This window comes from Streptomyces sp. A01, assembly GCF_059026195.1.
The window spans coordinates 1-22,590 of record NZ_JBWLKN010000033.1; the positions used below are offsets into that span (position 1 = coordinate 1).

13 protein-coding genes are annotated in these 22,590 nt (G+C 73.6%); 8 read left to right on the top strand and 5 right to left on the bottom strand.

Annotated features, from left to right (window positions below; translation table 11 throughout):
- Positions 1-183: 183 nt before the first annotated feature.
- Together AC5P1B_RS30835 and AC5P1B_RS30840 are read right to left on the bottom strand one after the other, a co-directional pair.
- The gene (locus tag AC5P1B_RS30835) at positions 184-399 is read right to left on the bottom strand and encodes a hypothetical protein (protein WP_493891282.1); all 216 of its coding nucleotides are present in this window, start codon (positions 397-399) and stop codon (positions 184-186) included.
- Positions 396-986, bottom strand: a complete 591-nt coding sequence (locus AC5P1B_RS30840) for a winged helix-turn-helix domain-containing protein (RefSeq protein WP_493891283.1) — start codon at positions 984-986, stop codon at positions 396-398. Before AC5P1B_RS30840 ends, AC5P1B_RS30835 begins: the two co-directional genes overlap by 4 nt.
- A gap of 722 nt (positions 987-1,708) precedes the next feature.
- On the opposite strand from AC5P1B_RS30840, the gene AC5P1B_RS30845 reads away from it, so the two are divergent.
- A complete protein-coding gene (locus AC5P1B_RS30845; RefSeq protein WP_493891284.1) occupies positions 1,709-3,043 on the top strand; it encodes a carboxylesterase family protein in 1,335 nt (444 codons plus the stop codon).
- A gap of 402 nt (positions 3,044-3,445) precedes the next feature.
- Here the strand turns inward: AC5P1B_RS30845 and AC5P1B_RS30850 are convergent, their stop codons facing one another.
- Positions 3,446-4,972 (bottom strand): ABC1 kinase family protein, encoded by a 1,527-nt coding sequence (locus AC5P1B_RS30850; protein WP_493891285.1) that lies wholly within the window; start codon positions 4,970-4,972, stop codon positions 3,446-3,448.
- Between the two features lie 793 nt (positions 4,973-5,765).
- Between AC5P1B_RS30850 and AC5P1B_RS30855 the strand changes: the two genes are divergently transcribed.
- The 5 genes from AC5P1B_RS30855 (at position 5,766) to AC5P1B_RS30875 (ending at position 18,526) form a co-directional block, all read left to right on the top strand.
- A complete protein-coding gene (locus AC5P1B_RS30855) occupies positions 5,766-6,044 on the top strand; it encodes a hypothetical protein (protein WP_493891286.1) in 279 nt (92 codons plus the stop codon).
- Positions 6,045-6,345: 301 nt separating this feature from the next.
- Positions 6,346-12,909: an SDR family NAD(P)-dependent oxidoreductase gene (locus tag AC5P1B_RS30860; RefSeq protein ID WP_493891287.1), complete on the top strand. Its 6,564-nt coding sequence runs from the start codon at positions 6,346-6,348 to the stop codon at positions 12,907-12,909.
- A 31-nt stretch (positions 12,910-12,940) separates the two neighbouring features.
- Positions 12,941-15,223 (top strand): hotdog family protein, encoded by a 2,283-nt coding sequence (locus AC5P1B_RS30865; RefSeq protein WP_493891288.1) that lies wholly within the window; start codon positions 12,941-12,943, stop codon positions 15,221-15,223.
- The gene (locus AC5P1B_RS30870; RefSeq protein ID WP_493891289.1) at positions 15,220-16,815 is read left to right on the top strand and encodes a PfaD family polyunsaturated fatty acid/polyketide biosynthesis protein; all 1,596 of its coding nucleotides are present in this window, start codon (positions 15,220-15,222) and stop codon (positions 16,813-16,815) included. The genes AC5P1B_RS30865 and AC5P1B_RS30870 overlap by 4 nt, the downstream gene beginning before the upstream one ends.
- Positions 16,816-17,188: 373 nt before the next feature.
- Positions 17,189-18,526 carry an aldehyde dehydrogenase family protein gene (locus AC5P1B_RS30875; RefSeq protein ID WP_493891290.1) on the top strand — a complete coding sequence of 446 codons (1,338 nt, stop codon included), beginning with the start codon at positions 17,189-17,191 and terminating at the stop codon, positions 18,524-18,526.
- A 327-nt stretch (positions 18,527-18,853) separates the two neighbouring features.
- Here the strand turns inward: AC5P1B_RS30875 and AC5P1B_RS30880 are convergent, their stop codons facing one another.
- Positions 18,854-19,600: a TVP38/TMEM64 family protein gene (locus AC5P1B_RS30880; protein WP_493891291.1), complete on the bottom strand. Its 747-nt coding sequence runs from the start codon at positions 19,598-19,600 to the stop codon at positions 18,854-18,856.
- On the bottom strand, positions 19,597-20,376 hold the full coding sequence (locus tag AC5P1B_RS30885) for a class I SAM-dependent methyltransferase (protein ID WP_493891292.1): 780 nt from the start codon (positions 20,374-20,376) through the stop codon (positions 19,597-19,599). The genes AC5P1B_RS30880 and AC5P1B_RS30885 overlap by 4 nt, the downstream gene beginning before the upstream one ends.
- A gap of 627 nt (positions 20,377-21,003) precedes the next feature.
- Between AC5P1B_RS30885 and AC5P1B_RS30890 the strand changes: the two genes are divergently transcribed.
- Complete coding sequence (locus AC5P1B_RS30890; RefSeq protein WP_493891293.1) at positions 21,004-21,531, top strand: toxin-antitoxin system HicB family antitoxin; 528 nt, start codon at positions 21,004-21,006, stop codon at positions 21,529-21,531.
- Between the two features lie 123 nt (positions 21,532-21,654).
- On the top strand, positions 21,655-22,545 hold the full coding sequence (locus AC5P1B_RS30895; RefSeq protein WP_493891294.1) for a DUF4097 family beta strand repeat-containing protein: 891 nt from the start codon (positions 21,655-21,657) through the stop codon (positions 22,543-22,545).
- The last annotated feature ends 45 nt before the right edge of the window (positions 22,546-22,590 follow it).

Sequence of the window (22,590 nt, forward strand, 5' to 3'; positions counted from 1 at the left end):
TCTGGACCAAGACCGCCGACGAAATCCTCGAACGCCTCGCTTCATATCTGAACAGAATTCCTGACTCAGAAGACTAGGAAAGACGAGAAAAGAAGAAGCAGGAATACCACGGTGACTGAGCACTCCGGTTGGCCCATGCGCGATTGAGTCGGCCACTCTCGCCTTGAGCGCCGAGCGCGCTTGTCAGCCTTGTGCCGGGCGCGGTGGCACCGGCGTGTGCAGGAGCCGCAGACCCGCCTCGACCAGCACCCAGCCGAGGCGGACCCGCACCGAGGCACCGCCCCGGCCCGCATGGTCGGCGCCGACGGTCCGGCGTAACTCCCCGGCGCGGGCCTGTGCCCGCAGATCGGCGGCGCGGGCGGCGTGGAGGTAGGGGTGGATATCCGGGTGGTGGCTCATGACGCCTCCCCCCGGCGGTTGCGGAACGCGATGCGCAGCACGGTCACCGGCTCCGCCCCTTCCGGGCGCCGTGACGGGTCCTCGAACCGCTCGCCGTAAGGCTCCAGCAGCGCCGAGACCCGCTCTTCGAACTCGGCGAGTTCGGCGGCCGTCAGGTAGACGATGTCGTCGCCGAACCGCTCCGCCCCGCGCCACTCGCGCGGCAGTTGCTGCCGGGTCTCGACCGCGTGCGTGAGCCGCTCGAAGTACAGCTCCGCCACGGCCCTGCTGAGATCCTCGGCCGCCTCGCTGTCGACACCCTTCCAGGTGGTGTAGCGGGCTGTGGCCCGCCAGGGCTTCTCCCTGCCCTGGCCACCCTCGGCCTCCTCCACCAGGCCGTACTTGGCGAGCATGCGCAGGTGGTAGGAGCAACTGGCCACGGACTCGCCGGTGAGCTGCGCGGCACGGGTGGCCGTGAAGGGCCCCTCAACACGCAGCATCCCGACCAGCTTCATGCGGGTGGGATGGCTGTAGGCCCGCAGGGCTCGGGAGTCTGAGAGATGGACGGTGCGCTGGGGCTTGCCAGCCCTGGGCGTAAGCTCGGACATGCATCTAAAGCTAACTTTCTAAAGAACCCTTTACAAGGTGTTGGCGGGCGGAGGTATCCGAGCCGGAGCGGGATGCCGGCGCTCGACCGGGCCGACCGCGACGCGCGACGTGGCCGACTTCAAGCTCAGTCACCACCACCTGCTGAGCCGAGGACAGTCCTTGTCGCGAGGCACAGTCCGTGTCCCCCAGCCGCGGTGTCGGCACACGACCAACGCAGCGGCCTGCCCGCCTAGTCGGCCACCACGCTCCCTCGCCGATGACCTGATCCCGGCCCGTACGGCGGCCTGCACGGGCAAGGGCGGGCCAGGGCGCACACCGTCCAGGTGACGATCCGCATCCCCGAAGCCGTCTTGCCTGTCCCACCTGGGCCACAAGCGGCGGGGCCCGGCGATCCGGGCGCGCGGGCGCGCGGGCGCGCGGGCGCGCGGGCGCAGTCACGTGACGGATACCGCGCCGACCCGGACCGTTCGTACGGTCTCCAAGAAGGCTGCCTCCAACCCTCCCGAGACCGCCGCCTCACGGACAACAGCAAGCCCGGCAACGTCACCACCCGCAGCCACCCCCAGCCATCTGCGGCCACCCCCAGCTACCTGCGGCCATCCTCGGCCATCACGCCGCGGAGGCGGCGCACGACACAAGCCAGCTCGCCATCCCAAGCCGGCCCCCCTCCACCCCCGGCACCGAGCAGGGCCGAAACCCGAGCCCACAGAAAGACACACCCATGAACCACCACCCCGACCCCCTCGCGACCACCACCAAGGGGGCGGTTGGCGGCCTGTGTCATGAGGGCGTTACCGCTTTCTTGGATATCTCCTGCGCCGTGCCGCTCTTGTGTGCCGGCTGGTTCGCCGCGCCGCGGCCGCACGAGCCCTGGCAGGGCGTACGGGACGCCACTCTGTGCCGGGGCCCAACGCGTCGCAGTCCGAGCGCAAGCTCGGCAGCGTGGACATGTCCCCCTACCTCGGCGCCGGCTGGAGCCGGGGGGGCGGACTACCTCACCCTCAACGTCTGGGCACCGGAGACCGGGGGCGGCCTGCCGGTCGTGGTGTTCGTCCACGGTGGCGGTTTCGTCGCCGGGTCGACGCGGTCGGCCCTGTATGACGGGTCCGGCTTCGCCCGCGACGGCGTCGTCCTTGTCACCGTGTACTACCGGCTCGGCATCCCCGGATTCCTCGACCTGCCCGGAGCGCCTGTCAACCGCGGGCTGTTCGATGTCATCGCCGCGTTGGGCTGGGTGGGGGAGGACATCACCGCTTTCGGTGGTGATCCCCACCGTGTCACCCTCTTGGGCCAGTCGGCCGGGGCGGCCGTCGTCGGTGGCGTTCTGGCCAGCTCCCGGGCTACGGGCCTCTTTCGGCGGGCGGTCGTCCAAAGGGGCAGCGGCCTGGGGGCGTTCACCACCGGGCAGGCCGCCCGCGTCACCGGGGCCGCGGTCCGGGCCCTGGGTGTCGGGCCCCGTCTCGACGTCTTCGCGGACCTCTGCGAGGAGCGCTTGGTCCAAGCCGCCTCCCAGCTCACGGGCATTGATGTGCGCAACTCCCGCGCACCGCGACCCGCTGATCGGACTGGCCCCCTTCAGCCTGGTCCTGGACACTCAGCCCGCCCTGTCGGTCGCCGCCGGCCTCAGCGCCGGCGTCGATCTGCTCATGGGCACCGACACCGAAGAGGGAAATCTCTACCTGGCCCCCCTGGCCCCCTGGCCCCCCTGGCCCCCCTGGCCCCCCTGGGCCACTACGCCACCTCGACCGGCGCGGACGTCGACGCCGTGGCGGCGCGCTCCCATCCCGACCCGGCGCGGCTCGTCCAGGCCTGCCACAGGGCATGCCCCCGGGCGTCCTTGGGTGAGCTGCGCTCGGCCATCATGGGCGATGCGCTGTTCGGCGCGGGCAGCTGGGCCCTGGCCGGCGCACACGCGGCCCACCCCCGCTCCGCCACCTTGCGGCTACGCGTTCGCCTGGTGCTCCCGCGCCCTGGGCGGAGAGCTGGGCGCCACCCACGCGGTGGGGTTCCCCTTCGTCTTCGACCGCACGCGTCTGCCCCCGCTGCGGAGACCTGACGGCCTGCTCGGCCCCGGCAAGCCCCCCCGCGGAGCTCGCCGCTCGTGTGTGCCAGGCCCCTGGGTCCGGTTCGCCCGGAGGGGGGGGACCCTGGTTGGGAGCCGTGTGGTCGCCAGTGCTGGGCCGTGATGGGCGTCGGTACCCAGTGGGCCCAGGGCGGCGACCTTCGCGGCCGGGAGCGGCAGGTCTGGGACTGGGCGCGCGCCGCGGCCGCCGGTAAGCCGTTGCCTGCCCCGGTCTACTGTCTGCGCCTGGCTCCCCTGCCCTGGGGTTGTTGGTGGAGGTTGGTGCCTTGGTGGTGCTGGTGGATTGGGTTCCAGTACTCTGTCCCGCGCTGGTCTGTGGGGGTGTCCGGGCCGTGGGCGGGGGGGTGGGGGCCGGTGGGGGGGTGGGGTGGTCGGTCAGGGTCGGCGGTGTCGGCGCAGTATCCACAGGGCGGCGGCTGCGCCTAGCAGGTGGCGTTCGGTGCGTCGTGTTCGGGTGGTGGTGCGGTGGTCGGCCGGGGAGGAGGGGCGTGTGATGGCGGTGTGCTGGAGGGTCAGTTCCCCGCCTGCTAGGCCGCGTCCTACGGCTCGGGCTTGCGGGAGTAGGGTCTCCAGGCCGGAGAGGAATTGTAGTGCGGTGTAGCCTAGTTGCTGTTGGGACAGTGATTGCATGGCGTACTCGGTCAGTACTCGCCGGGTCTGGCTGACCAGGATGTCGGTCACTGCCAGGTGTGGGGCCAGGTAGCGCACGGACCCCTCGATGTTGGCGAAGGACTTGCCCAGAAGACCGATCATGGGGTTGGTCTGGATGCCGCGCCGGGTGGAGTACCGCAGGAGCGTGCCCAGGGACGCGCCGAACTCCAGCCGGTCCAGGGGGACGGCGGACAGTTTCGGTACCAGGCGGGCCATGTCCTGCTCGAAGCCGCCGATGTCCGCCCAGGCGGTGGGCCTGCCCATCTCGGGCCAGGTGCGGGCGACGGCGTGGGCGTCGTTGTTGGCGAGTGCGAGTAGCGACATCATCAGCGTCATGCTCAGGTGCCGGTCGATGCGGCCGACCATGCCCCAGTCGATCAGGGTGGCCGGACCGCCGGGGCAGACGAAGACGTTGCCTGGATGGGGGTCGGCGTGGAAGCGGTTGTCCAGGAAGTATCCCCGGTACATGACGGTCATCAGGTCGGTGCCGATGCGGTCGCGTTCGTCGTCGTCGAAGTCCGCGGGGTCGGCGTCGCGGATGCTGGTTCCGGGGGCGCGCCGCTGGATGAGCACGTGTTGGGTGGCGTGTACCACTGAGGGGACCTCGACTCCGGGACAGGAGGCGAGGGCGGCGCGGGCCTCGTCCATGTTGGCCGCCTCGCGGGTGAAGTCCAGCTCGTTGCGCATGGCGTCGAAGATCACGCCCAGTATGGCGTGGACGTCGATGGTCTGGCTCAGGGCGGGTGTGCGCTTGGCCAGCGTCCGGGTCATACCGCGCAGCAGGCGCATGTCCGCGGTGATCAGCGGCGAGATGCCGGGGCGCTGGACCTTGACGACGGCCGGGGTGCCGTCGGCGAGGGTAGCGGCGTACGCCTGGGCCAGGGAGGCGCAGCCCAGCGGTCGTTGCGCGTCGAAGTCCCGGAAGCGTTCGCGCCACGCGCGCCCCAGGTCCGCTTCCAGTACGGCCGCCATGCCCTCGAAGGGGCAGGCGGTCGCGCGGTCGCTCAAGTGCTCCAGTTCCCGCGCGATGGCCGGCGGGATCAGGTCCTGGCGGGTGGAGAGGATCTGGCCGGCCTTGACGTACAAGGGGCCGAGCCGTTCCAGGGCCGCGCGGACGCGTATCGCGCGCTCTTCCATCGGTGAGGCCGTTTCCGGGCGGTCTTGTTCTTTGCGCCGTCCGGCCACGCGCACCTCCTGGGCCATCAGGCCCGCGGCGACGGTGAACAGCAGTCGGCCACGCTCAGCAAGCACCGGCGCCTCCAGTCAGCAGCGACCCTGTGAACTGTCCCCCGCGCGGGCGGGGGCGGTGTGCCCCTGCGAGAGGGCGCCCTTTTTTTCGTCGGGGCACAACTCGCGGTGTTGTGCCTCTTGTTAGTTGACTCCGATGGCAGGCGCCGAAACCCGTCCGATATACACACAAGGGTCGGTGGCTGCCCTTTCGCCGCCCATGCATTGTCTGGAATCACCCGTCCGGGTAATTCGGGAGTGAGCGCGGGCGGCGGCCGGCCGGTGCGCGCGGATTCCTCCCATACGAGATCCGCCGGATACGCCCTGGGCGCATGAGGAAAGCAGGGGCCCGCTACAGCGAACAGCAGGTTCCCTCGCGGTGTCGTCCTGCGAAAACAAGGATAGGGGCCGGATGGTCCCGTGGGCGGTGCCAGATGCCCGGCGCTCTTCCCGCTCTTTTCTCACGATTATGCCGTGCGTGGTGAGGGGAGGGGCTCACAGAGGGCGTGCACGGCTGTGGCGCGCGCCAATCGTCCGCGGCGGGGCCTTGCGTAAATTGGCTGCTCGGTTCAACGTGAATACAGTCCCCCGATAGTGCGTGCTCGGCCGCCGTGTGGACGAACGTGAAGGACCGCGTTTGTCCGCCATGGCCCAGCCCGCGGACAGGGCGTAACGACCAGCCGTCGACGCCCCCCAGGCGACGGGACGCGTGCGGGGTCCTGCCCCCCGCCACCGCGACCGTCCCGCGCCACGGTCGCTTTCCCCCTCTCTCTTTCGTTCGTACCGCACCCGACACTGGAAGGACGAGTGCTGCGCCATGCCTCTTCACCTGCTGGGACGCACACTGCACGGACTCGTAGCGGAAACCAAGGAGTTCTTGGACGACATCATCGACGCCTTCGAGAAGTACGAGGGTTTCCGCGGGGCGGCCACCACGGCCACCGCCCCGCCCCGTCCCGCCCGCGGCCCCGCGCCGGCGCAGGAGAGCGCCGGCGGCACCGGCCGGCTCGACGCGCTCCGCGAGGAAGTGGACCGGCTGCGCCAGGTCCTGGAAGAGGTAGCCGAACGGCCGGCGTCCCAGGCGCCCGCACCGTAGGAAATCCCTCCCGGGCACCCCGCGACACCCCCCCCGGTCCGGGTGCCCGCGTTCTTGTGGGGCGGCAGCCTCGCCTGACCGCGCCCCCGGGCCGGAAGTGCCCTCAGCGCGGGACGGTGACCGCATCCCCCGGTAGTGGTCATTCACCCGCCGCGCGCAACCGCGCGCACCCGTACGCGACGGCGCGCGAGGGCACGGCAGTTTTGTGCCGCGCCGCTTGCCAAAAAACGCGGCGCGTGACCGTAGGACACCCCGAACGGGAATCGTCACCCCCTTCTTTCGAGAACCGAGGTCCGCAGTGGTGGATTCAGGCTGTTTCAAGCTGGCCAGGAACCCGATCGCCATCATCGGCGTAGCCGGGATATTTCCGCAGGCTCACGACGTGCGCGAGTTCTGGCACAACATCGTGACCGGCCGCGACTGCATCACCGATGTTCCCCCGGCGGCCTGGAGCATCGCTGACCACTACGACCCCGACATGCTGGCCGAGGACAAGACTTATGTCCGCAAGGGGGGATTTCTGCCTCCCGCCGTTTTCGACCCCGCGGAATTCGCCATGCCGCCGGCGACACTGGACTCCATCGGTTTGGTGCAGTTGCTGAGCCTGCGGGTAGCGGGGCAGGTCCTCAAGGACGCCCGGTGCCAGGACTCCGCCTGGTACGACCCGTCCCGGACGGGTGTCATCCTCGGCGTCTGCGGCCAGAACACCACCTTCTACGCGCTCGGCGCCCGCCTCAGCGCTCCCGCCGTGAAGAAGGCGGCACTGAGCTGCGGGCTCCCCGAGGGCGCGGCGCGCGAGGTCGCCCGCAGATCCGCCGCGTGGTCTCCGCCCTGGACGGAGGACAGTTTCCCGGGCATCCTCGCCAACGTCGTCGCGGGGCGCATCGCCAACCGCTTTGACCTCGGCGCCGCGAACTGCACGGTCGACGCCGCCTGCGCCAGTTCGCTGGCGGCCTTGCGTATGGCGGTGAGTGAGCTGGTCGAGCACCGCGCGGATCTGATGATCACCGGTGGCTGCGACGCGGACAACTCGATCACCACGTTCATGTGTTTCAGCAAGACCCCCGCCCTGTCACCGAGCGAAAGCGTCAAACCCTTCGACCGCGACGCCGACGGGACACTGCTGGGCGAAGGCATCGGCATGCTGGCGCTCAAGCGACTGGCCGACGCCGAGCGGGACGGCGATCGCATCTACGCCGTCCTGCGCGGGCTGGGCGACTCCAGCGACGGGCGGACCGGCAGCATCTACGCGCCCAGCGGCGAGGGACAGGTGACCGCGCTCTCCCGCGCCTACGCGGACGCGGACGCGGACCCGGGCACCGTCGGGCTGATCGAAGCGCACGGGACGGGCACCCGGGTCGGCGACAGGGTCGAACTCGCCGCCCTGCGCACCGTGCTGGGACCGGGGCAGGGGCCGTCGCCGATCGCCATCGGCTCGGTGAAGTCCCAGATCGGGCACACCAAGGCAGCCGCCGGTGCGGCCGGTCTGATCAAGACCGCACTGGCGTTGCACCACAAACTCCTGCCGCCCACCATCAACGTCGACGCCGCCACCGATGCCATCCAGGACAGCGGCCTGTACGTGAACACCCGCGCCCGGCCCTGGGTCCGCGATCCGCGGCAGGCGGTACGCCGCGGCGCGGTGTCCGCCTTCGGGTTCGGCGGCGTGAACTTCCACGCCGTCTTGGAGGAGCACCCGCCCTCCGACCGGTACGCCCGCTCGCTGCACCGCACCGCGCAAGCGCTGCTGTGGCACGCGCCGGACCCGGCCGCGCTGCTGGCGCTGCTGCGGGAGGGGGCACCTGCGGCCAGTGGCGGACCGGTCCCGGCCGGCCACGCCCGCCTGGGCCTGCTGGCCCAGGACGAGGAGGACCGCGAGGCGCTGCTCGCCGAGGCGGTGGCACAGCTGGCCGAGGACCGCGCCCAGGACAGCTGGACCCTGCGGGGACGCGCGCACTACCGGCGCACAGGGCTGCCCCGCGGCGCGAAGGCCGCCGTGCTCTTCGCGGGCCAGGGCAGCCAGTACGTGGACATGGGGATCGACGCACTCCTGGCGGTGCCCCCTGTGCGCCGCGCCTTGGACGACGCCAACGCGCTGTGGGCCGGGGAGCCGACCACCCTCGCCCAGGTCGTCTACCCCCAGCCGGGACAGGAGCGGGACCCGGCCGCCGACGCGGCCCGGCTGCGGCGCACCTGCTTCGCCCAGGCGGCGGTCGGCGCGCTGGCGATGGGCCACTACGCCTACCTCAGCGATCTCGGATTCGCCCCCCAGGCAGCGCTCGGGCACAGCAGCGGTGAGATCACCGCCCTGTGGTCGGCGGGAAGCCTGTCCGATACCGACTGCCTGCGGCTGACCCGGCAGCGCGGCCAGGCCATGCAGCCGCCACCGGCCGCCAACGGGGATGCCGGGGCCATGGCGGCGATCGAGGTATCGGCCGAGGAGTGGAAGGAACAGGCCGGTACCCACCCGGAACTGACCGTGTGCAACATCAACGCGCCGGACCAACTCGTCGTCGGCGGCCCGACACCGGCCGTCGAGGCCCTGGCCGCCCGGTGCGCGCGCGAGGGCGGACCTCTGGTACGCCGCCTGCCGGTGGCCGCCGCCTTCCACACACCGCTTCTCGCGCATGCCGTGGACACCTTCGCCCAGGCCCTGGCGGAGACTGATGTGGGACGCCCGGCCATGACGGTCCTGGCCAACACCCCTGGCGCGCGGTACGGGTCGAACCCGGAGGCCAACCGGCGTGTCCTGGCGCGGCAGATCGTGGAACCGGTGGACTTCGCCGCCCGGGTGAGGGAGCTGTACGCCGACGGGGTCAGGGTCTTCGTGGAATGCGGACCGAAGCAGGTCCTGAGCCGGCTCGTGCTGCGTACGCTGGGCCCCGACGCGGTGGAAGCCGTACCGGCCGACACCGGTCCGGGCACCGACAGCGCCGCGGCGTTGAAGAACGCCGCCCTGCGGCTGGCTGTCCTGGGCTTGGGCATCCGGGACATCAACCGCCACGACGCCCCGCCGCGGCCCCCGCGGCCCAGCCCCTCCCCGGTGGCACGGCTGCTGGAGGGCGCCTCGTTCGCGGTGGAGGCCCGGCGGGCGCGGTACGAGGCCGAACTCGCCGCCCCCTACCAGGACACGCCCCCCGCGCCGCCCCTGAGCACGCCGACTGCCGCCCCGGACCCCGCCGCCTCGGGCCCGGCCGCCTCGGGCCCGGCCGCCCCGGGCCCGGCCGCCCCGGGCCCGGACCTGGCCGCCTCGGGCCCGGCTGTCACCGTGGCCTCGGGCCCGGACTCGGCCTCCTCGGGCCCGGCCGCCTCGGGCCCGGACCTGGCCGCCTCGGGCCCGGCCGCCTCGGCCTCGGGGCCCGCCGCCCCGGACCCGGCTGTCACCTTGGCCTCGGGCCCGGACTCGGCCGCCGCCTCCGACCCGGACCCGGCCGCCTCCGCCCCGGACTCGGCTGCCTTGGACCCGGCTGCCGCCTGGGGTCCGGCTGCCGCCGGACCCCAGGCGTTGGCACGCGCCGCAGCCGCTCAGCTCGACCTGCACAGTCAGTTCCTGACCGGCCAGCTGGAAACCGCACGGAATTTGACGAAGATGCTCACCCGCGACGACAGGACGACCCCTGACGCGACGCTGCTCGCCTGCGCCGAGGCCGTCCGGGACCACAGCGCCGCGCTCTGCCAGGCACATATCAGCGGCCAGCAGACCCTTCTCGAACTGGCCCGCACGGGACTGGAAGCGGGCCTGCGCGCATCGGCCGAAGGCGCCTGGTACGCCGGGCAGGCCATCGGCGACCGCACGCCGGTTCCCCCAGCGAGAGGCGCAACCGACCCCACGGCAGGGGCCGGTACCGGCCTGGCCTTCCACGACGCGGCGCCCACCGGCAGCGCTCCCGCACCTCTCACGCCCTCCGCAGTCCCGTCCGCCGGCATCCCCGCCGCACAGGAGCGGGTCCCGGCCCAGACCACCGGCGCCGCCGAACCGCCCCCCGCCCGGCCGCAGGGCCCCGCCGGGTCGCAGGGCCCCGCCGGGTCGCGGGACCTCGCCGGGTCGCGGGACCTCGCCGGGTCGCGGGACCTCGCCGGGTCGCGGGACCTCGCCGGGTCGCGGGAGCTCGCCGGGTCGCAGGACCCTGTAGGGCCGCCTACCGATGTCGCCGACGTCGAACGCATCCTGCGCGAACTCGTCGCGGAGAAGACCGGCTACACCTTCGAGATGGTCGGCCCCGACCTGGACATCCAGACCGACCTTGGCATCGACTCGCTCAAGCAAGTCGAGATCGCCTCCGAGGCCTGGCGCCGCTACCCCTTCCTGCCCCGGGAGGAGATCTACCGCTTCGCCCAGGCGCGCACCGTCGCCGAACTCGCCGCGCTGCTGACCACCATGACGGCCACGCCCACCACCCAGCCGCCCCAGCGCACCCCGGTGGCCGCCGGGCGCGCCTGCCTGGGACTGCGCCCCCTGCCGGCCGTCGACGTCCTGGCCGACGCCTACGCGCCGCAGCCCACCGCACTCGTGGTCGACGACGGCAGCGCCCTGTCGCACGCGCTGGCCGCCACGCTGCGGGAGCAGGGCTGGGACACCCGGCTGCTGACCCTGCCCGGCGCGGCCCCACACGCGCCCGCCGCCGGGCAGCTGACGGACAGCCACGAGGAGACACTGCAAGACCAGCTCGGACAGGCCCTGCCGGCAGGCAGCCGACTCGACCTGTGCCTGCTGGTCGCCGGCCGCGAACCCGATACGGACACCACCACCACCGCCATCGCCCGCCTGGGCCACGCCGTACTCCTGGCCAAACACACCGTCCACGCGCTCAAACGCACCGCTGCCGCAGGGCACCGTGCCGGCTTCCTCACCGTCACCCGCATGGACGGCGCGCTGGGCCTGGCCGGGTCCGGCGGCCACCTCGCCCAGGCCCTGTACGGGGGACTGGGCGGCCTGGTCAAGGCGCTGGGCGTGGAGGAACCGGACCTGTTCTGCCGAGCCGTGGACATCGCCCCGGGCATCGACCCCGGCGCGGCCGCCGAACAGGTGCTCCGGGAAGCGGCGGACGCGGCGCCGGACTCCGAGACCGCCTGGGACGGGGCGTCGCGCCGCACGCTGCGGCTGTCCCCCCAACCCTCCGGCCTCCTGCCGCCCGGGCCCGCCGCCGACGCGCCCGGACCCGAGGACCTCCTGCTGGTCACCGGCGGGGCACGCGGTATCACCGCCTGGTGCCTGACCGCGCTCGCCACCCGGGGCCCGTGCCGCTTCCTGCTGCTGGGACGCACACCGCTGGAGGAACTGCCCGCCTGGGCCGCCGAACCCGACAGCTTCCCCGCGCTGCGCCAGGCGTGCGCCGAGCAGGCCCGCGCCGACGCAGACCCCCCCGGCGCCGACGCCCTCCAAGCCGCTGAGGCGCGCGCCCAGCACCTTGAGCGGCAAAGGGAGATCCACCACACGCTCAGCACCCTGCGACAACTGGGCGCCCAGGCCCAGTACATCAGCGCCGATGTCAACGACCCCGACGCGGTCCGCAGGGCACTGGCCCCCTACCAGGACCAGCTGACCGGCGTCATCCACGGTGCCGGCGTCCTGGCCGACCAGCCGCTCGCGGACAAGAGCCCACGCGACATCGAGCGTGTCATCGGCACCAAACTCACCGGCCTCCACCACGTCCTGGAGGCGCTGCCGGCCGACCGGCTGCGCCACCTGGTCCTGTTCACCTCGGTGTCCGGCATCTACGGCAACGGCCGCCAGACGGACTACGCCATGGCCAACGAGGCCCTGAACCGGTTCGCCTGCGCCTGGAAGGCCGCCCACCCCACCACCCGGGTCGCCGCGCTGGCCTGGGGGCCGTGGCGCGGCGGCATGGCCTCCGCACACGCCCAGGAACTCTTCCAGCAACTCGGTGTGCCGCTGCTGACCCGCCAGGAGGGCTGCGCCTACTTCGTCGAGCAGTTCGCCCCGGAACACCACGACGACACGGTCACCGTCCTGGGCCCGCTCGCCTCCGTCTTCGCCCCCGCCCCGCTGCCCACCGACGGCCGCGTGCTGCTGCGCGACCTCACCGGCCTGGCCGCCGAACCGGTCCTGCGCGACCACCGCATCGACGGCCAACCCGTGCTGCCGATGACCGCGGCCATCGGCTGGGGCCTCAACGCCGTGGAACGCACCGGGGACGGCAAGCCCGTCCGGGAGGTCCACGACTTCAGCGTACGCAAGGGCCTGGTCCTCAACGGCACCCAGGCACCCCGCGCCCGGGTGGTCCTGCGACCGCTCCAGGACGGCCGGATCGCGGTGGCCATCCACGACGACGGGCACACCCACCCCACCCCGCGCTACGAGGGCGAGTTCAGTACCCGTCCAGTCCTTGGTGAGGCGCCCGCACCACTCCTGCTGCCCATCGCGCCCCCACCCCCCTTCCCGCGCCACCCCGCCTACGGCGACGGCTTCCTCTTCCACGGCCCCCTGCTCCAGGGACTGGGCCCGGTGCTGCACGAAGACGACACCCGGCTGACCGTCGCGGCCCAGCTGCCCGACGCCCCGCTGGCCCGCGGCGCGTACGCCGGAGCGCTCTACAGCGCGGCTCTGGCCGACCTGCTCCTGCAGACCGCGGCCCTGCTGGGCCGCCGCGTCTGCGGCCACCGGTGCCTGCCCGTCGCGGTGGAGCACATCGAGCTCCTGGAGCCGCTGCCCGACGGCGAGCCTTTCGCCATCAGCGCGGAACTGCGCGACCACAGCCCCCTGGAACTGACCTGCACGGTGGTGGCCTGCCGCCTTGACGGCACCGTCTTGCAGCGGTGGTCCGGCCTGAAGGGCATCGTGGCCGCCCCGCAACTGGGCAGCAGGGCCGCCTGGCCGGCCACACCCCCCGACCCCGCCTCGTAACGCGCCGCCACCCCCCGAACGGACAGCGACCATGGACGATCTCGTATTCGACGGCCCTGCCCATGGCACCCCCGGGTGGGCCGGGGAGGGCCCCGGCACCGCGGACACGACGCCGACCGACCCCCCACCCCCCGCACCACCCCCCGCACCACCCTCCGGCCGCCCCGCCCCCACCCTCCCGGCCGGACTCGCCGAGCTGGCCGGACTCGCCGAGCTGGCTGAAGTGGCCGGCCGGGCGCACCGTGTCACCCTGCGCGCCCACCAGGCGCTGCAGGACTGGGTCCTGGCCGGCGCCGGCCACCCCGCGCCGGACAGCGATCGGCCCCCGCCCACCGGCGCGGCCGCGGCAGTCCTGCACACCGGTGAGCGCGCCAGCCCCCTCCACGGCCTCATGACGGCACAGCCCCTCAGCGCCGTGCTCATCTGGCACCGGGAGCCGCCACGGGCCACCGGCGGCCTCCGGGGCCGCGCCCACCGCGCACCGGGCCCGCGCGGCTGGACCGTGCGCCAAGGCCGAAGCCTCCTGGCCCAGGCACAGCTGACCGCGGAAGAAGAACCGGACGCCCCCCCGGCCCCCGCGGCGCCCGCGCAGTGGCGGCCGCTGGCCCGCACCCCCTGCCACCACCTCACACGCGCCGCCCTGACCCAGCTCACCGCAGGACGGATCACCGACGTCTTCGGCCCCTCCCACGGGCCGGCCACCCCCGACGCCTGCGCGGGCTGGTGCGACCTGACCGGGCCGCACCTGATCGACGGAGCCCTCCTGTCGGGCGCCGGCACCGGCCGCCACGGCCTGGGCCACATCACCGCCACCCTCCCCGCCGCACACGGCACCGGCCGGCAGTGGACCGACCTGGTCCGCGCCACCTGGCAGGCCCTCCAGGTGCACGCCCTGCACGAAGGCATGCACCTGTGCCTGCCCGCCCCCTGCGCCCACCCCCTGCTGAACACGCCGACCCACGTGCGGATCACCGACCCCGCCCGCCTGGCCGGACCCCTCACCCTGCACGGCGACATCACCGCGATCGGCCTCCTCCCACGCCCCCACCTCCGGGCAGACATCAAGATCACCAGCGAACACGGCGCCATGGCCCACGTACGCGGCGCGGGAGTGGCACTGCGAGAACCACCGCAGGCACCCATCGCCCCGTCACAGACCGCCGGGCCCGGCCGCCGCTCCAGCCTGGGCGAACCGGTCTACGCCCACGAACTGCACATGGCCCACGCCGCCGACGGCGACCTGGCCGTCACCTACGGGCCCGCCGCACGGGATTCCGCCGCGCGGGTACGCCCGCGCCTGCCCCGCGGCGACATGTTGATGCTCGACCGCATGGTCACCCCACCGGCGCCCCGGGGCCACTACCCGATCGGCACGACCTACACCACCGAATACGACGTCCCCCCCGACCCCTGGTACGTACGGGAGAACGCCGGAACCTTCCCCTGGTTCGCCCACCTGGAACACCCCCTGCAGGCGGCGGCGTTCGTCGGAGCGGCACTGGGCACCAGCCTGGAGCACCCCGGCGAGGACTTCACCGTCCGCAACCTCGAAGGCCACAGCCGCCTGCTGCACCCAATCCGGCTGTGCGGGCGTACCGTACGCCAGCGCACCACCCTGCTCTCGCACACCCCGATGCCCGGAGCGGTGCTCCAGCGCTACGCCTTCGAACTCGACGTGGCAGGCGAGGTGTTCCAGCGGGGCGAGACCGTCCACGGCTTCCTCACCGGGCCCTTCCTGGCCCAGCAGCAGGGGCTGGACGGCGGCCGCCACGTCCGGCCATGGCTCCACGACCGCGAAGCACCCGCGCCGCCGGCCCAGCACGCGGACGCGGACGCGGGAGCGCCGATCGCCCACGGCCGCCTCGCACTGCTCAAGGGCGCCCACTGCGCCCTGGTCCCCGACGGCGGGCGCCACCGGCGGGGATACCTGCTGCTGACCAAAGCCGTGGACGCGGCCGACTGGTACTTCGCCCGGCACTTCCTCAACGACCCCGTCATGCCCGGCTCCTGCGGAGTGGAGACGCTCTTCCAAGCCCTGAAGTACTACCTGCTGCACACCGGCGCCCTGGCCGCGGACGCCCTCCACGAACTCGCCCCACTGCCGGGCACGGAACTGCGCTGGACCTACCGGGGACAGATCCTGCCCCACCACCACCAGATCCAGGCGGAACTCCACCTCAAGGAACTCCGCCACACCCACGGCCACCTGACCGCCGTGGCCGACGGCAGCCTCTGGCGCGACGGGCTGCGCATCTACGCCGTCGACGGCATCGCACTGGCCCGCGGCCACCGCGGCGAGCAGGTGCCGGCATGAGCCCGGCGCACTTCGACCGCACCGGTATCCGCGAGGCCCTGGCCGCACTGGACCAGCCCTGCTTCATCGTCCGCGCCCAGGGACGGATCGGAGCCAGCAGCGAGCGCCCCCCTTCCACCGCGAGCGTCGAAGTCCTCGCCTCAGCACCACCGATCACCCCCCGGCTCCTGGGCTCCGCCGACTTCCAGCGGCGGCACGCGCTGCGACACCCCTACATGGCGGGGTCGATGGCCGGGGGCATCTCCTGCGAGGAACTGGTCGTCGTCCTCGCCCGCTCCGGCCACCTCGCCTCCTTCGGCGCCGCGGGCCTCGCCCCCGCACGGGTCGAGCGCGCGGTCCGCGAGCTCCGCCGCCGGCTGCACGGCCTGCCGTGGGCCTGCAACCTCATTCACAGCCCGGCCTCCCCCCAGTGCGAGCGGGAAACCGTCGACCTCTACCTCCGGCACGGCGTGCCCTGTATCGAGGCCTCCGCTTTCCTGGCCCCCACCCTGGGCCTGGTCCGCTTCCGCGCCACCGGCCTGCGGCGCGGCCCCGACGGCGCGGCCCTGGCAGAGCACCGGGTGATCGCCAAAGTCTCCCAGGCCGCCACCGCCGCCTTCTTCCTGCGCCCCGCCCCACCCGAACTGGTCGCCGCCTTGGAGCGGCAGGGCGCCCTGACCGCGGAGCAGGCCCGCCTGGCAGCCCAGGTACCCCTGGCGGACGACATCACCGTCGAAGCCGACTCGGCCGGACACACCGACCGCCGCCCCCTGGTCACCCAGCTCCCGCTCATCCTCGCCCTGCGCGACCGCGAAGCCCGGGCCGGCCGGCCCGGCGCGGCGGTGGGCATCGGCGCGGCAGGCGGCATCGGAACACCCCAGGCCGCCTTCGCCGCGTTCGCCCTGGGCGCCGGCTACATCGTCACCGGTTCCGTCAACCAGGCATGCGTGGAGGCCGGCACGTCCCCCGCGACCAAGACACTCCTGGCCGGGGCCGACACCCGCGACTACGCCATGGCACCGTCGGCCGACATGTTCGAGATGGGAGTGGACGTCCAAGTCCTCAAACGCGGAACACTCTTCCCCAGCCGCGCCGCATGGCTCTACCGCCTCTACCGCACCCACCCCTGCCTCGACGCCCTCCCCGCGCCGGACCGCGACCGGCTGGAACGCGAGGTCTTCCGCCGGCCACTGGCCACCATGTGGCCCGACGTCGCCGCCTACCTGCGACAACACCAACCCGAACAAGCCGAGCAGGCCGAAGACGACCCCCGGCTGCGCATGGCCCTGGTCTTCCGCTGGTATCTGGGCCTGTCCTCCCGCTGGGCGACAACCGGTGCCGCGGACCGGCAGGGCGACTTCCAGATCTGGTGCGGCCCCGCGATGGGCGCCTTCAACCAATGGGTCCAGGACACCCCCTGGAGCGCCCCGGAAAACCGGCGGGCCGCCGAGGTGGCGCAGGCCCTGCTGCGCGGCGCGGCCTACCACAGCCGCCTGGCCCAGCTGCGCTTCGCGGGTGTCCGGCTGCCGTCCTGGTGCACCCACTACCCCCCACCCGCGGCGCGGGAGGCCACACCGCCCCCCGCCCCCGCGACCACCAGCACAAGCCCCTGAGCACCACCCCCTCCGCGTGCCGGCCGCGCGAGAACCGCGCCGAATACGCAACCGGCCACCGACCCGCGCCGCGCCGACCCGCACTGACCCGGACCGCGCCGGTCCGGCACCCCCCGGAGCGCCGCCTCCACGACACGCGACCTCCACGACACGCAACCGCACGGCAACGCCGCGCAGGGAGCACCACCACCCCCGCCTGCCCTCCCGCTCCCCGCCGCCGACCAGGCGCCCCACCACCCCGCCACCGGCGCCCCCGGACCGGGCCTGCCAGCAATCCCGCACACGGTCAGCGGCGGCCCCCACCTGCGGGGGCACCACCGGCCGCTGCGCCCACCGGCCCCCCTTGCCGACCTCGCTCCGGAAGCCACCCGCCATGCCCCCACTGGCCGTCAGCTGGACCCTTCAGCACCTACTGGGCGCGTTCCTGCCCCGGGCCTTGGCCGACTGCGGCCTCAGCACAGCGACCGAGGACCGTGTCACCGTCACCGGTGTCTTCTCCGGCCGCCCTTTGCTGTCGGTTCCCCTGTCGTCAGCCGGCCAGGCGCACACAGCGGTCGCTCGGGCCAGGCAAGCCGCTCCGTCGTGGGGGGAGGTACCGGCAGCCCAGCGCGCGGCGTGGGGCAGACGCCTCCGGCGGGCCGTCGCCTCGTGCCGCGGCCCCTTCCTCGCCGTCCTCACGCAGTCCTGTGGTCTGGGCCCGCTCGACGCCGAGGCCGAGTTCGGCGCGGCCGAGCAGGCGCTGCGTACGCACCTGGGGGCCGTCCGCCCGCGACTGGGCCGGCCGGTCGCCCTCCATGGCCCGGCCGGCCGGGCGCCGCGGCCCACGGTGGTGTCCTCCTGGGTGGACGACGCGCGCCCGCTCGCCTCGCTCCTCGAAGGAGGGCTTCCCGCACTGCTGAGCGGCCTCACGGTGGTCACCGCGGTCGACCCTCGCAGCGCGGTGCCGGCCCTGGCGGTGCTCAAAGCCGCTCGAGAGGCCGGACTGCCGCCCCACGCATGGCAGTTGGCTCTCTGCGATACGGCCGGTGACGGTCATGCCGCTGTCCGAGCGGTGCTCGCCGAGCACGTGGACCTGGCGGCGCCGCAGTGCTGTCCGCGCCGAACGGGCGCCCGCCTGCGCCCGCCGGGCCTCCTGGTGCTCCGGCACGACGGGAACCCCCGGGCCGCCGCACGCGAAACGGTGGGCGCCAGCTTCACGCGGGCGGGCCGCAGCTGTTCAGCCACCCCTCTCGTGGCGGTCCACGCCAGTGTGCTGCCGGTCTTCCTGGGCCACCTCTCCCGCGAGACCGCGCGCTTCGTCCCGCGCACCGCCCTGCCCGAGGCACAGCAGCGGACACGCTTGGCCGCCTGGACGGCAAAGGCCCTGGCCTCAGGTGCATCGGCCGTCCAGGAACACGCTCCGGGCACCACGGCACCTCATATCCCGCACCCCGTCATCCTGCGGGCTCCCTCGTGCGCGAGCGATCACTTCCTGCGGGTGCCGGTCGGCCCGATCGCATCGGTCATCCCCTTCACCGCGTGGGCGGAAGTCCTGCGCCTGGCCCGCCACACCGGCCCGCACCTGAGCGTCTTCACCCGGACCAGCCCCTCACAGCTCCACCCCCAACTCGCCGGCCTGCCCGCGACCAGGATCACCCTCAACCGGGCACCCCACGCCGGATTGCCACCGCGACTCGCGCTGACCACCCTCCTGACCGCCCTCCCGCCGTGACGCGCGCCGGCCCCAGCCCCGCAGGAGGACCGGCCCACGGCGCGCGGGCGCTGCCGGGGCGCGTCGATACCGTCATGGCCCGGTACCAGGCCGCCGGCGGGAATGACGTGCCGGCTGGTCAGCAGTGGCCAGACGGGGGCGGGAGGGGCGAACCGCGGCCGTGGAAACGCTCCATGACCTCGTGGTGCACCTGGCCGAGAGCCTGGGGCCGACGCCGATGCAGCGGGCGGCTTCCTCGATATCAGCGCGGACTTCCTCGCCTACGGGCTCGCCTACGGGACCCCCGTCGGCGTCGCCGCGGCCCGCTGTCTCGTTACCGGCTGCCGGCTACCGGCTGCCGGCAGTCGCGCCGGCCTCGATGCTGCGGGAGCGGACCAGCCGTGCCGCCCACCAGCCGCCCGCGCTCAGCACCAGCAGACCGCCCAACGCGACCCACAGCCCAGGAGAGGCGGGGTCGCCCAAGGACCCGCCGAGCCCGGTGTAGAGGACAGTGCCCGGGAGGATGCCCAGGGCCGTGGCGGTCAGGTAGGAGGAGAAGCGGACACCGGCCACCCCTGCCCCGTAGTTGATGACCGAGAAAGGGAACAGCGGCACCAGCCGCAGGAGCAGGACGGCTGCGAACCCGCGGCGCGTCAAAGAGGCGTCCAGCCGGGCCAGCCGCCCCGAGCCGGCATAGCGGGCCACCACCGGACGCCCCAGCCGGCGGGCGAGGCCGAAGGACAGGGCCGCACCCGCCGTCGCTCCCACGAGCACCGTGCCGGCCCCCAGCGCCAGCCCGAACAGCGCGCCCGCGGACGCGGTCAGTACCGAGCCGGGCAGCAGCGCCGTCACCGCCAGGGCGTAGCAGACCGCGAAGACCACCGGCCCCCACAGGCCGAGCGCATCGACCCACTGGCGCACATCGCGCCACAGGTCCCCACCACCCAGCGCCACCCAGCCCCCGAGTGCCACCAGCAAGGCCACCAAGGCGGCCAGCCGTGACCACGCTGCTCTGCCCGGCGGTGCCGCGCCGTCCGGGGCCGCGTCGGACGGCGGGTGCGCGGGTGCGGGGGAGGGGGCCGCCGGGCGGCTCATGTCGGCTCCTGTGACGGTTGCTTGGTGGGAAGGTCGGCCACCACGCGGCGCAGCGGCAGCTCAAGGCGCCGGGTCCGCACCGCCCACCGCGCCAGGGAGTGCTTGGCGGCCTGGGCGCGGTGGTGCGTCAGTCCGGGCAGGTACAGGGCATCGGCCAGCAGGGCCGCCGCGTCGGCCGAGTCGATGGCGAGGGCGAACACGCGTCGCTCGTCGTCGCGGACGCGGAACCCTGCCGTGCGCAGCACAGCGGCCAGTCCGTCGCGGGCCCGCGGGTTGGGCCACGGCTGGCGCGGGGCGCGCAGGGCTGCCATCACCCGCAGCCAGCCGAGCAGGCCGGAGGGGGAGAGCCCCGACTGGGAGGGCACCAGCGCCGCGAGCGTCCCTCCGGGCCGCAGCACGCGCCCGATCTCCCCGAGGACCAGCGGCAGGGGGGTGACGACCGGCAGGCACATGGCCGCGCAGACGGCGCCGACGCTCGCGGAGGCCGCCGGGAGCGCGCCCGCGCCGGCCTGTACCAGCGATCCGCGGCCCCGGCGCGCCGCTTCGGCGAGTTCCGCCGCCGACAGGTCGATCCCGACCCAGTCGACGTCCAGCAGTTCATCGCGGGTGGGTGCCGAGCCGCAGGCCAGGTCGAGGACCGTGCCGCGGGCGCCGCGCAGCGGTTCGGCCAGCCAGGCATAGGGGGAGGTGCCGGCCAGGGAGAAGAGCTGTTCGGTGATACCGGGGTGCGCCTGGTGGTAGGCGCTGATGAAGCGCCGCCAGTCCGGTTCGTCCATCCAGCCCTCGCCTCTCCTCCGGCCCACGGGACGGCTCGCCCCCTGCCCTCGCCGTCGGGAACCCTGCCGGGCCGTTGCCGCATTCCGTTGTCGGACCCGCCGGAAGCGGACGGATGACGCAGGCCGGCCTTCCCGGCCGTGCCCGTGGGGCCGGGAGAGGGAAGGCCCCGGCTGTGTCACCGGGGTTCCCTCACGTCCCACGACCGCGCGCCGACCATCCCACGACCGTGCGCCGACCATCCCACGACGGCGCGTCGACCGCCCCACGACCGCGCGCCGACCGCCCCACGACGGCGCATCGGCCGTCCCACTCGCCTCCTGGGCCGCGGCGGCAAAGGCGAGCCGCGCTCGGCTGGTGGCATCCCCGGCGCCCGAGGGGGGGGTACGGAAGCGGGACGCGGAGCAGCCCCAGCGGCGACGGTGCCAGACCGGCAGTGCGGTGGCGCTAGGCCCGCCGCCCGAGTGGCGCCACCGTGATGTCACCGCAGCGCCATGGCGTGCCGCCTGGCTGTCATCCCGGCGCCATGACACGCCAATCCGAGAAAGAATCCCCAGTTCAGAGCCGTACGCGCCAAAAGGAAGCCAATCTGGCTCGCCATGGCGCCATCGATGTGCCATGATGGCGTCATGGACCTCACGCCCTACGTCGACAACCTCCGGCACGAGCTGGCCGTCGCCGCGGACGCCGGCGGCGACGACGCCCGCGCCCTCGCCGAGCGGCTCACCGCCCCCCTGGAGTCCGCCGCCCGCCTGACCCTCCTCAACGCACTGTCCGCCGCCATGGGCGAGGTCACGCGGGAGCTGGCGCCGGGCTCGGTCGACGTGCGACTGCGCGGACTCGACCCGGAGTTCGTGGTGACCGCGCCGCCCGTGCCCGAGCCGTTCCGGGAGGCGCGGGAGCCGGTCGCCGCCCCCGCCGCCCCCGCCCCGCAGCCGCCTGCGGACGCCGACGACGGCGCCATGGCGCGGATCAACTTCCGCCTGCCCGCCCACCTCAAGGCCCGCGCCGAGGACGCCGCGGCGGCGGAGGGCCTGTCGGTCAACGCCTGGCTGGTGCGGGCGGTGTCCACCGCCCTGGACGGCGGGGAGCGCGCGAGCACACCGGGCCGCGGCAAGGACTCGGGCAGCCGGGGCTTCACCGGCTGGGTCCGCTAGGGCCACCGGCCCACCCCCCGGCCCACCCCGACTTTCACCGGCGGATCGCCGATCCCGCCGACGTCACTCATCACCCGCCTCACCAGCGGGATCACTCACCCAAGCCAACAGGACGGGACAGCCATGCCTGCTTTCGAGACCCCCGAACCGATCTCCGCCACCTTCGAGTTGGAGGTCGGCACCGCCCGCATCACCGCGGGCAAGCGCACCGACACGGTCGTGGAGGTGCTGCCGCGCGACGGCTCCGACGACAACGACGTACGCGCCGTGCAGCAGACCCAGGTCACCTGCTCAGGCGGCCGCCTGAGCGTCAAGACACCCAAGAAGCGGTCCCTGTTCGGCAAGCCGGGCGCCATCGAGGTGAGCGTCGAACTGCCCGCGGGATCGGATATCCGGGGCACCTCGGCCATGGGCGGCTTCTTCTGCCAAGGCCGCTTGGGACAGGTCACGCTCAAGACCTCGCTCGGCGACCTCCAGATCGATGAGGTGGCGGGCGCCGACCTCAAGACCGACCACGGCGACATCCGCCTGGACCGCTCGACCGGGGACATCGAGGTCATCGGCGCGGGCCGGATCGAGGTCGGCACGGTCGCCGGCACGGCGACCGTCAAGAACGGCAACGGCGCGACCGAGGTCGGCGAGGTCACCGGCGGCCTGAAGACCAACGCGGCCAACGGCGACATCAGCGTCGGCATCGCGCACGGCAGCGTCGGCGCCAAGTCCGCCAACGGCCGGATCGAGATCGGCGTCGCCCACGCCGGAGTCGAGGCGATGTCCTCCAACGGCCGCATCCGCGTCAGCGACGCCATCCGCGGCCGGATCGACCTGCGCACCTCCGTCGGCGACCTCGAAGTGGGCATCCACCGGGGCACCGCCGCCTGGCTCGACGTGAACACCAAGTACGGCGCGGTACGCAATGCGCTCGGCTCCTCCGCCGGCCCCGCGGACTCCGACGAGACCGCCGAGGTCTACGCCCGGACCGCGGTCGGCGACATCATCATCCGCCGCGCCTGACCCGGCGCACCCCCCAACTCCCCACGTACGACCCGACTTCCCACG